12 protein-coding genes and 2 pseudogenes are annotated in these 15,797 nt (G+C 70.1%); 3 read left to right on the forward strand and 11 right to left on the reverse strand.

Features of this window, described 5'->3' with window-relative positions:
* Positions 1 to 101: 101 nt before the first annotated feature.
* Both ADK60_RS41775 and ADK60_RS12885 read right to left on the reverse strand, forming a co-directional pair.
* Positions 102 to 743, reverse strand: coding sequence for a TMEM175 family protein (locus ADK60_RS41775; protein WP_079008309.1), 642 nt, complete (start codon positions 741 to 743; stop codon positions 102 to 104).
* The gene (locus ADK60_RS12885; RefSeq protein ID WP_079008310.1) at positions 647 to 1,378 is read right to left on the reverse strand and encodes a heparin lyase I family protein; all 732 of its coding nucleotides are present in this window, start codon (positions 1,376 to 1,378) and stop codon (positions 647 to 649) included. Before ADK60_RS12885 ends, ADK60_RS41775 begins: the two co-directional genes overlap by 97 nt.
* A gap of 623 nt (positions 1,379 to 2,001) precedes the next feature.
* On the opposite strand from ADK60_RS12885, the gene ADK60_RS12890 reads away from it, so the two are divergent.
* Positions 2,002 to 4,203, forward strand: coding sequence for a M4 family metallopeptidase (locus ADK60_RS12890; RefSeq protein WP_199839658.1), 2,202 nt, complete (start codon positions 2,002 to 2,004; stop codon positions 4,201 to 4,203).
* Positions 4,204 to 4,664: 461 nt separating this feature from the next.
* On the opposite strand, the gene ADK60_RS12895 is transcribed toward ADK60_RS12890, so the two are convergent.
* The 5 genes and pseudogenes from ADK60_RS12895 to ADK60_RS12915 form a co-directional block, all read right to left on the reverse strand.
* Positions 4,665 to 5,108 carry a hypothetical protein gene (locus ADK60_RS12895; RefSeq protein ID WP_053645750.1) on the reverse strand — a complete coding sequence of 148 codons (444 nt, stop codon included), beginning with the start codon at positions 5,106 to 5,108 and terminating at the stop codon, positions 4,665 to 4,667.
* A 363-nt stretch (positions 5,109 to 5,471) separates the two neighbouring features.
* Positions 5,472 to 6,863 carry a serine/threonine-protein kinase gene (locus ADK60_RS12900; protein WP_053645752.1) on the reverse strand — a complete coding sequence of 464 codons (1,392 nt, stop codon included), beginning with the start codon at positions 6,861 to 6,863 and terminating at the stop codon, positions 5,472 to 5,474.
* A complete protein-coding gene (locus tag ADK60_RS12905) occupies positions 6,860 to 7,618 on the reverse strand; it encodes a hypothetical protein (RefSeq protein ID WP_053645754.1) in 759 nt (252 codons plus the stop codon). The genes ADK60_RS12900 and ADK60_RS12905 overlap by 4 nt, the downstream gene beginning before the upstream one ends.
* A 104-nt stretch (positions 7,619 to 7,722) precedes the next feature.
* Positions 7,723 to 7,953: pseudogene (locus tag ADK60_RS46450) on the reverse strand (IS630 family transposase); the annotation flags it as partial.
* A gap of 141 nt (positions 7,954 to 8,094) precedes the next feature.
* Positions 8,095 to 9,489, reverse strand: a complete 1,395-nt coding sequence (locus ADK60_RS12915) for a uracil-xanthine permease family protein (protein WP_053645759.1) — start codon at positions 9,487 to 9,489, stop codon at positions 8,095 to 8,097.
* Between the two features lie 356 nt (positions 9,490 to 9,845).
* On the opposite strand from ADK60_RS12915, the gene ADK60_RS12920 reads away from it, so the two are divergent.
* Positions 9,846 to 10,661, forward strand: a complete 816-nt coding sequence (locus ADK60_RS12920; protein WP_234326630.1) for an RNA ligase family protein — start codon at positions 9,846 to 9,848, stop codon at positions 10,659 to 10,661.
* A 75-nt stretch (positions 10,662 to 10,736) separates the two neighbouring features.
* Here the strand turns inward: ADK60_RS12920 and ADK60_RS12925 are convergent, their stop codons facing one another.
* The 4 genes from ADK60_RS12925 to ADK60_RS12940 form a co-directional block, all read right to left on the reverse strand.
* Entirely contained in the window at positions 10,737 to 11,588 is an 852-nt protein-coding gene (locus ADK60_RS12925) for a carbohydrate ABC transporter permease (RefSeq protein WP_053645761.1), read from the reverse strand.
* Complete coding sequence (locus tag ADK60_RS12930) at positions 11,588 to 12,517, reverse strand: carbohydrate ABC transporter permease (protein ID WP_045944771.1); 930 nt, start codon at positions 12,515 to 12,517, stop codon at positions 11,588 to 11,590. The genes ADK60_RS12925 and ADK60_RS12930 overlap by 1 nt, the downstream gene beginning before the upstream one ends.
* 172 nt (positions 12,518 to 12,689) lie before the next feature.
* Positions 12,690 to 13,958, reverse strand: coding sequence for an extracellular solute-binding protein (locus tag ADK60_RS12935; RefSeq protein WP_045944772.1), 1,269 nt, complete (start codon positions 13,956 to 13,958; stop codon positions 12,690 to 12,692).
* Positions 13,959 to 14,592: 634 nt separating this feature from the next.
* Positions 14,593 to 15,351 (reverse strand): DeoR/GlpR family DNA-binding transcription regulator, encoded by a 759-nt coding sequence (locus tag ADK60_RS12940; protein ID WP_045945163.1) that lies wholly within the window; start codon positions 15,349 to 15,351, stop codon positions 14,593 to 14,595.
* A 254-nt stretch (positions 15,352 to 15,605) separates the two neighbouring features.
* Between ADK60_RS12940 and ADK60_RS12945 the strand changes: the two are divergent.
* Positions 15,606 to 15,797, forward strand: a pseudogene (locus tag ADK60_RS12945) (N-acetylglucosamine-6-phosphate deacetylase); the annotation flags it as partial.

Raw genomic sequence — 15,797 nt, forward strand, 5'->3', positions numbered from 1 at the left:
GGGTGCGGTGGTGGCTGCGGGTGGTCCGGGCCACAGCCCTCACCCGCCGTGCCCCGTGCCGTCACCCGCCGTACGCGAACGGCCCCCCGGCGTGGGTGCGGTCAGACGTCCGACCGGCTGACCCGCGTGCTCCAGCGCCCGATGACGAACTTCACCGGCAGCAGGAGCAGCCAGCCCCACACGACCCGGGACCCGAGGAGGAAGCTCAGCGGCGCCGTGGCGGCGAAGACGGCCACTGTCGCCCCGAGGTCCGCCAGATAGGCATGGGCCTCCCGGTCGGGCAGCGGCGCCGCCCGGAGCCAGGGGCGCTTCCACACCACGAGCAGCAGCGTGAACTGGATGCTGCCGAGGACGGCGACGGCCGCCGAGTAGATCGCCACGGCCGAGGGCTCGCGGCCGTACTCGGCGATGAGGGAGGTGGGGAAGGGGAGCAGCGCCGCGACCCCGAGGCCGAACAGCGTCAGCCGGATCACCAGGCCGTCCACCTGCCGGACGCCGAGGAACAGGCGGTGGTGGTCACGCCAGAAGGCCGCGAGGACGAGGAAGCTCAGGGCGTACGCGCCGACCTGGCGGAGGGCCGGGAGCGGCGCAGGCCCGGCAGTGTGCCGGGCCGTGTCCCGCTCCCGGCCGCGCGCCGCGTCCCCGGTCAGGAGCCGGCGGTGGCCGCCTGGAGGGTGGTCGCCATGATCGGGCTGGTGAAGGTGTTCGTCGCGTTCCCCGTGGACGGGTGGTAGGAGCCCCACTTGAGGTAGTTGCGGTCACCGTCCCAGGTGGTGCCCTTGAAGGTGCCGGAGCCGTTGGTGAAGGTCTGCTTGACACCGTCGAACCAGAAGTCGATGGTGCCGTCGGTGCGGCCGAGCCGGATCTTCAGGGCGTAGGAGTGCCACTGGTTGTTGCTGGTCGGCGCGGTCCACAGGGTGTGGGCCACGTGGTCGGTGTCCCACTCCTGGAGGCGGATGCGCCCGGTCGTCGCGTCGATCTCGATCGGGTGGTTCGCCGTGTTGGTGCTCGGTGAGCACTTGAGCTGGAAGACGTAGCGGCTGTTGGAGTCCTTGATGTTCAGCTTGGAGGACCAGCCGAGGTAGAAGGTCTTGCCCTCCTTGAGGTCCGGGCCGAGCGTCTCGCAGCGCTCCGCGCCCGCGGCCTGGAAGGCCCGCCACACGTCGCCCTTGGCCGGGTCCTTCACAACGCCGAACTTCCCGTCCGTGCACTGCACACCGGCGAAGGAGGAAGGGCCCTCGCTGATGCTCGGGGTCCACAGGACGGTGCCCGCCGCGGTGGCGGAGCTGCCGGCGACGGCGGTGCCGCAGGTGATCGCGAACGCGCTGAGCGCCACGATGCCGGCGGTGGTCCGGTGGTGGTGGGCCGAAGAAGGCATGTCTCTCCTGGGCGGACAAGTCATCGGAATCGGACGCCGTCCGGGCGGTCGGCCCGGACGTGCGAAGAGATTCGACCACCTGACGACCCGTGGGACCAGCCGGGCCGACCGGTCGTGGCCCTTTCGGGCAAAGCCGCCGGTCGGCCCGCTCCGGTGGACGGCCGGGGCGGGCGACCGGGGGAGGGCGGCCGCGGGAACGGCACGGGAACGGCGGCGGGACACCGGGGGCCGACGGCGGTCCGGTGGCGTCCCGCGGCCGTCCCCGGCGCCCGCCTCCTTCCCCGCACCGTCCGCCTGCTGACGGCCGACTTCCCGGGCCCCACGCCTGTGGTGAAGCGTTTTCGGCCAACCTGTGGCGGCAGTGGTGGCATGTTCCAACCAAAGCTGGCACTGTACCGTCCCATCGCCGCGGAGCCCTTGTGGCCGTACGTCCGCCGCACAACCCGGCGAGCGCGTCGAAGACCGTTCCAGCCACGCGAACCACCAAGCTCTACCGGGCGGCACCGCAGCTCCGCCGCCCGGCTGACTCCGGCCGCCTGACCCGGCCGTCGCAGAAGGAGTTCAGTGTGACTCGATCCCCCGGAAAGTCCGTCACCGCGAGCGCGTTGATCGCCGGCGCCGTGATGATCGTGACTGCTCTGCCCGTTGGTACCGCCTCCGCCGAGGAGAGCCCGACCGGGGCCTCCGCCGAGGTGCAGGCCTTCGCCGGTGCGCTGCCGGTGCAACTGTCGGCCTCGCAGCGCGGCGAGTTGCTGGCCGCCGCCGACGCGAACCGGGCGAACACCGCCGGATCGCTCAAGCTGGGCGCGAAGGAGGCGCTGGTCGTCAGGGGTGTGACCAAGGACGCCGACGGCACCCTGCACACCCGTTACGAGCGGACCTTCGACGGACTGCCGGTCCTCGGTGGTGACCTGGTCGTCCACACCGCCCCGGACGGCTCCATCAAGGGCGTCACCAGGGCCACCGACGCGGACATCGCCGTCGACACCACCCCCGGCGAGAGTTCCGAGGCGGCGAAGGGCCTGGCGCTCGACAGCGCTGGAAGCGCGAGGATCACGGAGGCGGCGGCCGACCGGAGCCGCAAGGTGGTCTGGGCCGCGGCCGGCACCCCGCGTCTCGCCTGGGAGACGATCGTGACGGGCACGCAGGAGGACGGCACGCCGTCCGAACTGCACGTCATCACCGACGCCAACTCCGGCAAGGAGGTCTTCGAGTACCAGGGCATCGAGACCGGCGTCGGCATCAGCAAGTACTCCGGCCAGGTCACCATCGGCACCTCCCCGGCCGGCAGCGGCGGTTACGCGATGACCGACACCACCCGTGGCGGCCACAGCACCTACGACCTGAACGGCACCAGCTCCACGAAGACGCTGTTCACCAACCCGACCGACACCTGGGGCGACGGCACCGTCGCCAACCGGCAGACCGCCGCCGTGGATGCCGCCTACGGCGCCCAACTCACCTGGGACTACTACAAGAACGTCCACGGCCGCAGCGGCATCAAGGACGACGGCGTCGGCGCCTACACCCGGGTCCACTACGGCAACAACTATGTCAACGCGTTCTGGTCCGACAGCTGCTTCTGCATGACCTACGGCGACGGCGCGGGCAACGTCAAGCCGCTGACCTCCATCGACGTCGGCGGCCACGAGATGACCCACGGCGTCACCTCCGCCACCGCGGGCCTGATCTACAGCGGCGAGTCCGGCGGCCTGAACGAGGCCACCTCCGACATCATGGCCGCCGCCATCGAGTTCTGGGCCGGCAACCCTGCGGACACGGGTGACTACCTGGTCGGCGAGAAGATCGACATCAGGGGCAACGGCACCCCGCTGCGCTACATGGACAAGCCCTCCAAGGACGCCAAGTCACGGGACTACTGGTCGGCCGACCTCGGTACCGTCGACGTGCACTACTCCTCCGGCCCGGCGAACCACTGGTTCTACCTGGCCTCCGAGGGCAGCGGCGCCAAGACCGTCAACGGCGTGGCCTACGACTCCCCGACCTCCGACGGCCTGCCGGTCACCGGCATCGGCCGGGAAGCCGCTGCCAAGATCTGGTACCGGGCGCTGACCACGTACATGACCTCGTCCACCAACTATGCGGCAGCCCGCATCGCCACCCTCCAGGCCGCCGCCGACCTGTACGGGCAGAGCAGCGCGACGTACATGAACACCGCCAACGCCTGGGCAGCCGTCAACGTCGGCCCGCGCGTCGTCGACGGCCTCCTGCTCGACCCCGTGGGTAACCAGGTCACCGAGGTCGGGGCCCCGGCCGAACTCCGGATCGAGGCCGTCAACTTCAACCCCGGCGCCGTCACCTACCACGCGACCGGCCTCCCCGAGGGGCTGAAGCTCCACCCGGTCACCGGCCGCATCACCGGCATCCCGACCGTCGCCGCCACGTCCACGGTCACCGTCACCGCCAAGGCTTCCCACCACAGCAGGATCACGACGACGTTCACCTGGAAGGTCTCCCCGGGCATCTTCACGAGCACGACCGCCGTGCCGATCCCGGACGGGGGTCCGGCGATCTTCTCGGACATCGTCGTCGACCGGATCCCGGGCCAGGCGTCGCGCGACCTCGGGGTGGGGGTGGACATCAAGCACACCTGGCGCGGTGACCTGGTCGTCGACCTGGTCGGCCCGGACGGCACGGTGTACCCGCTGAAGAAGAGCAGCCTCGGCGACTCGGCCGACAACGTCATCGAGACCTACACGGTGGACGCCTCCGCCCAGCTCGCCAACGGCACCTGGCGGCTCCGGGTGCAAGACGTGTACCGCAGCGACTCGGGCCGCATCGACGGGTGGAAGCTCATCTTCTGACCGGGTTCCCCCCCAGCTGATCAGGTCGGACCCGAGTCGGCCTGACACCAGTCCGGACGGCGCCCCCTACGGCACCTTCGTGCCGTAGGGGGCGCCATTCGGTGGGCCGTCCTGGTCCTCCGCCGGCCTCGGCCACCCAGCAGGCCGACGACGCCCTGCCCCGAGACGACCGCCAGGGCCGAGGTCCACCTCGGCGCGTTCCCGCCCGCCGTCCCCCTCAACGTCCGGACCTCCCTCCAGGGCAACGACCTGACCATCGGCTGGGACCCGTCCGCCGACGACGGCGGCGCACCCGTCACCGCCCACGCCGTCATCATGAGACGGGCATGCACCCGTCCCGTTCCCGGTCGAGCGAGACAATCGGGTCCGTCTGTCACGCCTGGAGCTGGGCGCTCTTCACGTTCAGAGCATCCGTGCACCCGGGCCCCGGCACCGATACGGCGCCAGGACCCGGGGGGCTGCTAGGTCAGCGGGTTGTCCTGCCAGGCGCTGGTGAAGCAGGTGTCGTCTCCCCAGTCGTCCACGCAGGTCTCGACCTGCACGCTGGTGACGTAGAAGCCGGCGTCGTAGGTGAGGCCGCTCCAGTAGCCGTCCGACCCGCCACAGCCGTCCGGGTCGAACCGGTCCTTCGTGGTGAAGGTCTTTCCGTTGGCCTTGACGTTGAAGTGGATGTAGACCCCGTAGTTGAGCGGGTTCTCACACCTCGTGTCCCGGACTGCGGCCTTGCCGTTCTTCCAGCCGCTCTTCGTCCACTCCCAGTTCGCGGATCCGAAGACCCCGGGGCCGGAGGCGTAGCCCTCCCCGGTGGCCGCCGAGGCGACTCCGGCGGAGGCCATCAGTATGGTCGCGGCAGCTGCGGCGGTGAGCCCCGCACGGCGCAGAACGCCGTTGAATCGTCGTGCCATGATCCCCTCCTCAGATGGCCGGGGCGGCTCTCCCGGAGCCGTCCCCGGACTGACTGGGTCGACGCTAACGAGATGCTGTCGGCACGAGAGCCTGTGATGTGGAGGTTGCGCAGCACGGCAAAGCCTGGTAAATCGCCATGATCTCGGGCCAGGGGGCGCTCGTCCGAGACCTTCGGTGCGGTCTCCCGCTTGCGGATCGTTGTGCCACCGCACTCCCCGGCCCGGCCTTGTCACCGACAGAGCTCGCGACCAGTCCGCCGGAGAGCGCTCACGCGTGCGCCATCGGTACCGCACGGGTCTTTTGCCCGGCTTGCCGCAGTGGGCCGTACCGCGCCACCGGTTCCATCCGCTGTCTGCCCTCGGTCAGCAACGCTCGGTCCACACGTGCGACCGGGGAGCAGTTGCCGCGCCGATGTTCGTCCGGGTCTTCACCGGAACGCAGCCCATGCGGTCCTTGAGGTGGCGTTCGTTGAAGTAGATGACGTCCACGAACTTCTCGCCCGCGGTCGTGTCGTTGCCATTGTTGAAGACAGAGCGGGAGGGCTGTTTGTCCGCCCAACTGCACCGGGCGGCACCGGCGAGCCAGTCGACCTCGTCGCCGGCCCAGGCACACATCCTGCCCTGACCGTCGGGTTCAGTGAAGAAGCAGACATTACCGGGGAGGCAGCGGTCATAACCGAGGGGCGTAACAGGAGTGCTGGAAACCGTGGGCTGCATGCCGGAAGCAGTCGGAGTGCCTTCCCACCGCACGCTGTAGAGCGCCGCGCCCAGACCGGTCAGGGCCGCCAGGGCGGTGACGACGAGCATGGAGCGGTGTGTCAGCCGCTGACGGGGCGCGGCTGTGGAGCGCTGAGCGGGAACGTACTGGAGCATGCCTCGAAGGCGGGTCAGCAGGGCGTGCGCGTTGTGGGCGGCGCGCGCCTCGTCGGTGGGGGCCAGGCAGTCGGCGATGAGCTCCCGCCAGTCCGCCGAAAGACCGGCCGCCAACCGGAGCTCCTCCCGCCCTCGCGCGTACCGTGCGACTACGTCGCGACGGACCGACGGGGTGCCGCCCGGCCAGGGCAGGGAGCCAGTCAGGACAAGATGGGCAATGACGCCGAAGGCCCAGATGTCGGCTGCGGGCCGGATCCGACGGCCGCGGTCGCTGACTTCGCTCCACAGGAGTTCAGGGGCCGTGTAGTCCGACGTGGAGAAAGCCGGCGCGTAGGCGTGCGTGCCGTCGAGTTCGGAGGCCATGTTGAAGTCGGCGAGCCTGACCGACCGGTCCTCCATCAGGAGCACGTTGGCCGGCTTGAGGTCGCCGTGCACCCAACCCTCCTGGTGCAACTGCTGCAGACCTTCGCAGATCTGGACAAGCAGAGCCGCCCCCTCCCGCCCGAGCGGTCCACGCTCGAGCAGCGCCTCCAGCGACTCCTCTGCCCGTTCGAGGACCAGAACGGTGGCGCCGTCGAGTTCCGGCCGTTCGGGGTCATCGACGGTCATAGTGGCGTGCATCCGGATCAACCTGGGCGCCCGTACCCGCTTCAGCAGTGCTACCTCGCGCTCGGCGAGATCCCGCAGATGTCCCAGCTGCCGCGGTGTGCACGTCCCCGTTGGCAGGAACTTGAGAGCAGACTTCTGCCCTCCCTCGGTCCCGCTCTCACGGGTCGCCGAGTAAACAGTCCCGAAAGCCCCGGCTCCGATCAGGGCACCCACCCTCCACTGGCCCACTCGGTACCCCTCCGGCACCTCCACGGACACAGGCCGGCCCGTCACCGCCGCACCTGCCGGTGCGGCAGGTCGAGAAGACCAAGGTCGTCCGCGCCGACGACATCGAAGCGCAGGGCCAGGCCAACGAGGGACTCCTTGATCCCGTTCCGACGGCTCCCGCCCTCTTCGAGGCCCGTCCCGGCCTTGAGTCGCAGCTTCACCGCCAGGTAGTCGAGGTTCCAGTGCACCGCGCTCCGGGTGACTGCGGGCCACACCGGCCGGAGGCGATCGGCGACCTCCTCCGCCGTGGGAACGGCGCTGTGCGCCGACGCTCCGCGCAGCCGAGACTCGCATAAGGCGACGAGCACCAGGAAGTACCGCTTCGTACGGTCCAGGGAGAAAGCCCGAGTGGTGGACTGCCCGTCGGGGAGCCAGAAGTCTGAGCCCAGGTAATCGTGTTGTGGGGCCCACACTTCGAACCCGAGCAGGTCCCCGGCTGCCGGCAGGACGACCCGGGCGAATTCGAACGGCACGGGAGCTTCAAGACGCCCCGGGGACACCTTGATGTGCTCGCCCGTACTTTCCGGATTCTCCACCACATAGGTCTGATCGCGGCTGATGTTGCTCAGTGTCCAGAACGTCCCGTACGCGACGATCTCGCCCGCGACCCTCGATACCCCGTGATGGGCGATCACCAGCGGTGCCCCGCGGCCCTCCAGTCGATCCGCGCTCCGCCCGAACATCAGACGCTCACCCGATTCGATCCTGTGCTGATACTGCGGCCCCGGGCAGTCCGGCGGCACCACGATGATGCTGTGCACAATTCTCTCCCCCAATCGAACGAGCCAAGGCTGTGCAAACGCGGCATCACTGCCGCTTGATCCGGGATCAGGGAATCAAACCGGTGATCGCCCGACAAGAACGCGGTCCGCCGCAGGCGAGCAGGACCGGTCTTTCGGGCCCAGTCGGACCCGGTGGTCGGGCGGATGCCGAGCGGTCCGAACTGGTCGAAGGAGAACACCCGCTCGGGGAAGCGTTCCAGGACGTGCCCGATGCGGTCGCGCTTGGCGTCGAAGTCGGGGTCGTTGGAGTCCTTCCAGGTCTTGGTGCGCTGGGAGGTGGCCCCGCGGCGGGCCAGCAGGGTGCGCAGGGCCTCGGGGGTCTCCCCACAGGTATTTGCGGATGTGGGCGGGGAACTCCTGGCGGAGGCGTCGTGCCGAGACGCCCGTTGAGAGAGCCGACCAGTCGGGAGAGGGAGACCTTGGGCGGGTAATGGATCAATGATGCGATCTTGCGGTCAGTTGCGCTCTGCGTCGTTGTCGTCGTAGCCGGTGGTGCCCGCGTCCAGGAGTGGCGTCGCGGTCGGCTGCTTCATGTGCGCCGGCGCCATCGCCCGCAGCACGTGGTACCCCGTCAGCACGATGATCGTGCCGAGCGCGATCCCGGACAGCTCGAAGTTGTCGGTGAACTTGAGGGTGACGTTGCCGATACCCACGATGACGCCGGCCGCGACCGGGACGAGGTGGAGCGGATTGGTGAGGTCGACCCTGTTGTGCACCCAGATCTGCGCGCCCAGCAGGCCGATCATCCCGTACAGCACCACCGTGATCCCGCCCAGCACCCCGCCCGGGATCGCCGCGACCACCGCACCGAACTTCGGGCACAACCCGAACAGGATCGCGAACCCGGCCGCGCACCAGTACGCCGCCGTCGAGTAGACCCGGGTCGCCGCCATCACGCCGATGTTCTCCGCGTACGTCGTCGTCGCCGGACCGCCCACCGCTGTCGACAGCACCGTCGCCGCGCCGTCCGCCATGATCGCGGTGCCCATCCGGTCGTCCAGCCGATCCCCCGTCATCTCGCCCACCGCCTTCACGTGCCCGGCGTTCTCCGCGATCAACGCGACCACCACCGGCAGCGCCACCAGCACCGCCGACAGCGAGAAGCTCGGCGCGTGCAGCGACGGGAACCCGACCCACTCCGCCTTCCCCACCCCCGACAGGTCCAGTCGCCAGTGGTCCGTCACCTGCCCCGCACCGTTCACCGAGTCGATCCGCCCGAAGACCCGGTCGAACAGCCACGACACCGCATACCCGAACACCAGCCCCAGGAAGATCGCGATTCGCGACCAGAACCCCCGCAGCACCACCAACGCCAACCCCGTGAACATCATCGTCAGCAACGCCGTCCACTGGTCCTGCGGCCAGTACGTCCCCGCCGCCACCGGCGCCAGGTTGAACCCGATCAGCATCACCACCGCGCCCGTGACCACCGGCGGCAGCACCGCGTGGATCACCTTCCCGCCCAGCGCCTGCACCACCCCGCCGCAGGCCGCCAGCACCGCACCCACCACCAACAACGCCCCAGTCAGCGTCGCCGCATCCCCGCCCTGCGTCCTGATGACCGCCGCCACCCCCACGAACGACAGGCTCGACCCCAGGTACGACGGAATCCGACCCCCCGTCACCAACAGGAAGAACACCGTCGCCACACCCGACACCATCACCGCGAGGTTCGGGTCCAGCCCCATCAGGACGGGAGCCACGAAAGTGGCCCCGAACATGGCCACCACGTGCTGCGCCCCGAGCCCGACCGTCCGCCCCCAGGACAATCGCTCGTCCGGCCGCACCACCACCCCGGGCTGCGGCGCGCGTCCGTCCCCGTGCAGCTTCCACCCGAACCCGACCTTCATACCGCTCCTCGCTCGTGGCCGACGCCTGTCGACACCGTCAGATCTCCAGGTACGACCGACTCGGGTCTGATCATGCGTTCACCGGCGCCACGAAGCTCGCGCCGAACACGGCCACCATGTGCTGGGCGCCGAGCCCCGCGGTCCGGGGCCAGGAGAGCCGTTCGTCGGGACGGACGACCGCTCCGGGTACGGGCGAGATCCATGCGGGGGTTCGCTCCCTCTGTACTTCCGGGGACTTCCGGTGGACTGTGCCGCACCATTCTCCTGGTCAGCGGCTCTTCCGCGCGCCTCCGCGCCGTCGGAATTACTGTTATGCCAATTGACACAACATCAAACGGGCTTCTACGCTCCCGGTCATGGAGGAAGAGCCCAAACGGCGCGGCCGGCCGCGCAAGGACCCGGAACGACTGGCGCGCTGGACCCCGCCCGACGGCTGGTCACGGCTGGTCGCGTGGGTGTCGCCGGAGGAGAAGAAGGCGCTCAAGCGCGTCGCCGTGGACGCCGAGGTCTCGGTCGCGGACCTGGTGCGGTCCCTGGCGAGCGGGCTGGCCACGGGGGCGATCACGCACGAGGAACTGGTCGGGCAGGTCAGGAGAGGCAGGCAGGTCATGGAGAAGATCCCCACACTGTTCGAGCGGGACGGCGACTTCCGCGTCATGGACCGTCCGCGGGCCGAGTGCGCCTGGGTCTTCGCCGGGGAGGGCGCGCCGACGGAGAAGCTGGACGGCACCAATGTGCGGCTGACCGTCCGCGGCGGCCACCTGGTGCGGGTGGAGAAGCGGCGCAACCCGAGCAAGGCGCAGAAGCAGCAGGGCATCGTCGACGGCTGGTACGTCGACACCGACCAGAACGGGCCCGAGGACCGCTGGATCCTGACCGCGGCCGGCAATACCGACGTGACCGCCTGGCCGGACGGCGAGCACGCCTGCGAGGCCCTCGGCCCGCGGATCCAGGGCAACCCGCTGGAGCTGGACGACCACCTGTGCGTGCCGTTCGACCTGGCGGCGCCGGTGTACACCGCCGTGCCGCGCAGCTACGACGGGCTGCGGGAGTTCCTCGCCGGCCTGGAGAGCCGCTACGCCCCGGGCACCCTGGCGGAGGGCATCGTGTTCCACCACCCCGACGGCCGCCGGGCCAAGATCAAGCGCAAGGACTTCCCGACGGCGGCCTGAGCGTCCACCGTCGGCGGGGCGCGGGGGCGTCGGGGGCGTCGGTCCTCGGCGCCCCCGACGCCCCCGCGCACCCGGTCACTTGACCGAGCCGGCGGTGAGGCCGGAGACGACACGGCGCTCGATGACGGCGAACAGCACCACCACCGGCAGGATCGCGATCACGGAGCCGGCGAAGAGGAAGTTCCACTGGACGGTGTAGTTGCCGATGAAGCTGTTGATGCCGACGGTCAGCGGCTGGCTGTCGGACCGGGTGGAGAGCGTGAGGCCCATCACGAACTCGTTCCAGGCGGAGATGAAGGTGAAGACGACCGCGGTGACGATGCCGGGCATCGCCAGCGGGAGCACCACCCTCCGCAGGGTGCCGAACCGCCCGAGCCCGTCGAGCATCGCGGCCTCCTCCAGCGCCACCGGGATGGAGCCGATGTAGGCGGTGAGGATCCAGACGGTGAAGGCGAGGTTGAACGCGGCGTTGCAGAGGATCAGCGTCCACACCGAGTTGAGCATGTCGAGCTGGTGGAACTCGCGGTAGAGCCCGACCAGCAGCGCCGTCGGCTGGAACATCTGGGTGACCAGGACGAGCAGCAGGAACAGCTTGCGGCCGCGGAAGCGGGTGCGGGCGGTGCAGTACGCGGCCGGCAGGGCCACCGCGAGGGCCAGCAGGGTGGAGCCGCCGGCGACCAGCAGGGTGACCCGGAGGTTGGCGCCGAGGGTGGAGTCCCGCCAGACGTCGACGAGGTTGGACCAGGCGAAGTGGCTGGGCAGATAGCCGGCGTCCCGCAGTTCGTCGGCCGGCCGGACGGCGGTGACGACCATCTCCAGGTACGGCAGCAGGAACAGCGCGGCCAGCCCCCAGGCGACGGCGGTGACGACGAGGGTGCGGGGGCGGATCGGCTCGCGCCGGGCCCGGAGCACGGTCTGACGCTGCATCAGTTCTCCTCCTGGTTCCACCGGCTGACCCTGAGGAAGAGGAGGACCATCAGGACGACCAGGGCGAAGTTGACGACGGACATGGCGGCCGACTCGCCGATGTCGGTGTTCTTCAACTGGTACATGAACACCGTCGTGGTGGCGGTGTCGCTGTTGGGCCCGCCCTGGGTCATGCCCCAGATCACGGGGAAGGAGTTGAAGACGTTGATCAGGTTGATCACGAGGCCGACCAGGAAGGCCGGCCGCAGCAGCGGCAGGGTGATCCGCACGTAGCTCTGGAACGCGGTGGCGCCGTCCACCCTTGCCGCCTCGTGCAGTTCGGCCGGGACGGTCTGGAGGCCGGCGAGCAGGGTGTAGGTGGTGAAGGGCAGTGAGACGAAGACCGCCACCAGCATCATCCAGGGCCAGGCGGTGTCGGGGTCGCCGAGCCAGTCCCGGGGGGCGTCGATCAGCCCCAGGTCGGCGAGCAGCGTGTTGAGCACCCCGGAGGTCCGGTTGAGCATCCACTTGAAGCCGATGGAGGTCATCAGCACCGACGCCGCCCAGGGCGCGATCAGCGCCCAGCGGGTGAAGCGGCGCCCGGGGAAGCGCTGGTCGAAGAGCTGGGCCAGGGCCAGCGAGAGGAGCATCGTCAGCCCGACCACCGCCAGCGTCCAGACCACGGTGTGCACGAGCACCCGGCCGAGGTCGGGCTCGTCGAAGAGCTTGCGGTACTTGTCGAGTCCGGCCGAGCCGCGGACGAAGCCGCTGGTGCTGATCCGCAGGAAGGAGGTGCGGATCATCTCGTAGACCGGCCACAGGACCACCAGGACGATCAGCAGGACGGCCGGGCCGATCCACGGCAGCGGGCCGAGCCGGGCGGCGAGGGAGCGGGCGGGCGGGCGCCGGCCGGCCCTCCGGCCTTGTGGGGAAGCTGACTTGAGGGACACGAGGGTGCCTTCCGGGCGTGCGGGCTCCGCCGGCCGGGCGGCGCGCGGGAGGGCGCGCGCCACCCGGAGGGTGCGGCGGGAACCGCAGATGCGGCGGGTGCGGTGCTGTGCGTGCGGTGCTGTGCGTGCGGTGCCGTGCGTGCGGTGCCGTGGAACCGGGGGCGCGGGCGGGCTACTTGTCGGCGACCGCGGCCTGGGCCTTCTTCTGCAGGTCGCCCAGGACCTTGGCGGGGTCGTCGGCGACCGCGGAGCCGATGCCCTTCTTGAGCTCGGCGGAGACCGCGTCCCAGGCGGTGTCGCCCAGGGGGTAGAAGGCGGCGCCGGGCAGCAGGGCGAAGAAGGGCTCGAGGTCCTTGTGCTTGCCGCCCGTGCTCATCTCCTTCAGGGTGTCCTGGGTGACGGGCATCAGGTTGTAGGTCTCGACGAACTTGAGGGTGTTCTCCTTGGCGTACGCGAAGTCGAGGAAGGTCCTGATCTGCGCCGCGTGGCCGTTCTTCTTGAAGGCCATGGTCCAGTCCGCCACGCCCAGGGTGGACTTGAGCGGCCCGGTCTTGCCGGGGATGGGGGCCACACCGTAGTCGACCTTGCCCTCGGTGGACATGGAGATGAGCGAGGGGTGGCCGTTGAGCATGGCGGTCTTTCCGGCGGCGAAGTCGGCGAAGGCGGTCTTGCGGTCGGTGGTGGCGGGGTTGGCGTAAGTGAGGCCCGGCTGCACCAGGTTGGCCTTCAGCCAGCTGAAGGTGCCGACGTTGGCCGGGCTGTCGACGGTGTAGGCGCCGCTGCGGTCGGTGTGGCCGCCGCCGTTGCCGAGTTCCCAGATCATGCTCTCGCCCTGGGCCTCCTCCGGGCCCAGCGGCAGGGCGTAGGGGACGACGCCCGGCACCTTCGCCTTGATCTTCTCGGCGTCGGCCTTGAGTTCGTCCCAGGTGGTGGGGGGCTGGGCGATGCCGGCCTGCTGGAAGAGGGCCTTGTTGTAGAAGAAGGCGCGGGCGGAGGAGACGAACGGGATGCCGTACTGGGTGTCCTTGACCTTTCCGGCGTCGGCGAAGGTGGCGATCAGGTTGGCCCTGGTCGCGGTGGAGAGCACGTCCTCGGCCTTGTAGAGGAGGTCGTCCGCGACCTTGTCGGCGTAGCCGCCGGTCTGCAGGACGTCGGGGACGTTCCCGCTCTGGATCATGGTCTTGACCTGGCTGTCGATGTCGTTCCAGTTGATGACCTGGACGTCGACCTTGATGTCGGGGTGGGCGGCGGTGAAGGCGGCGGCGACGCCGTCCCAGTAGCCCTTGGAGCTGTTGGAGGCCTTGTCGCCGTAGTCGGCCGCGACCAGCTTGAGGGTGACGTTCCCGCCGCCGGAGCCGCTGGATCCGCCGCTGCCGCACGCGGTGAGCGTCAGCGCCGCGGTGGCGCACAGCAGGGGGATGCCGAGGAGCCGCTTGTTCATGGCCGTGTACCGCCTTCGTCCTGCGAACCCGGGCCGGGGGCGGGGGTTCGTTCCTGGGAGTGCAGAAGCCGAGCACCGCACCGGTGCGTCGCGGGGGCTGGGGGAGGCCGCCGCTCGGTGCACCTGTCGGCTGTCCAACGGGCGGGCAGCCGGTCGTGGCTGCTTGTTTGTGCTTGAAGACAGCCAGGTTTGCGCAAATGTGAAGTGCCCGTTGTTCACGGAAGTATTCACGAGGGGCGCCGGGCGGTCTAGTTGCTGTTACCGGACCGTTGCGGACGTGCCGCCTGCCGGACGGTTCGACCGTTCCCGGTGGACGCTTCCGACGCATCGTCAGATGCGGTGTCCTGCCTGGTCGGCATGGACGGATCGACCTCGGGGACCGGTCGGCGGGAGCCCGCGTCGACCGGTGGGAGCAGGCTCCGGAGCGCGTGGGGGGGCGGGTGGGGGAGCGGAGTGCGGTCCTCTGCTCAAATTTGTTTGCAAGGGGTGCAAAAGCACGGAGTGTGCACGTTGGCATGCGTGCCGGCGGGGGCGCAGTCGCCGGAGCCCCCGGCGGCGGGTCGCGGCCGTCGCGGGTGCGGGGCCGGGGCCGCGGGCGCGGGCGCCGGGGGCAGGCGGGGCCGGGCGGCCGGGGTCAGGCGCGCAGCACCCGCACGCCGCAGCCGGTGACGGCCTTCTCCTGGGCGCCGGTCAGCCCGTCGTCGGTGACGAGGTCGTGGATGTCCGTCAGCGGGCAGATCGCGGCGAAGGTCACCAGGCCGACCTTGCTGCTGTCCGCCAGGACGACGGAGCGCGCGGCACTGCGCAGAAAGGCCTGGTCGGTGTGGGCCTCCATCTCGTCGTGCGTGGTGCAGCCCTCGCTGGCGGTGAGGCCGTCGACGCCGATGAACGCGACGTCCAGGTGGTACTGCGAGAGCATCCGCTCGGCCGCCGGTCCGACCAGTTCGTAGCTGGCCGACCGCGCGATGCCGCCGACCACCACCAGGCGGATCTCCGGCCGGACGATCAGGTCGGCCGCGATGTTGACCGCGTTGGTCACGATGGTGACCCCGCCGCGCTCGGCGAGCACCCGGGCGAGCTCGCTGGTCGTGGTGCCCCCGGTCAGGCCGACCACGGCGCCCTCCGGTACCAGGCGTTCGGCCGCCAGGGCGATCCGGCGCTTCTCGGCCTGGCGCTTGCCGTGCCGGTGGCGCAGCGGCAGCTCCAGATTGACGGTGCCGGTCACGGCGCCGCCGCGGGTGCGGTGCAGCAGACCCTGGTCGTGGAGCTCCTGGAGGTCGCGCCGGACCGTCGCGGTGGAGACGCCCAGCAACTCCGCCAGCGCGTGCACGTCGGCGCTCCCCGCTTCGGTGACATGAGCGAGGATCTTGGCGGTCCGGTCAGCTTTGAGCATGTCGGGGAGTCTAGACGAGGCTTGGTCCGTACCGCAGCGGCGGCTTCCGGAACCGGGGAACGGCGCTTCGGCGCAGGCAGGGCGGCAGGTATACGACAAGTCGACCTCGCGGCAAGCTGCTCGGAACTGATTAAAGTACCCGGCACAGCGAACAGTTTTGATCGACGCGCGCTGCCGACCGCTGCCCCGCCACCACGATCCGACCGGCGGGGCGGGCGGGCGGTGGCCCGCGTCCTCTTCCCGGAGGTGACCGCATGACCGCGGACCGACTCGCACTGTCCGGCGCCCGGCTGGTCCTGCCCGGCGGCGTGGTGGAGAACGGCCGGCTCTCGATCGGGGGGACGACCATCGCCGGCCTCGGCGGTACCGCCACGCCCGGCGACCTCGACCTGACCGGGTACACCGTCGTGCCCGGCTTCGTCGACCTGCACGTCCACGGCGGCGGC

Source organism: Streptomyces sp. XY431, assembly GCF_001279805.1.
In the GTDB taxonomy this organism is placed as follows: Bacteria; Actinomycetota; Actinomycetes; order Streptomycetales; family Streptomycetaceae; genus Kitasatospora; species Kitasatospora purpeofusca.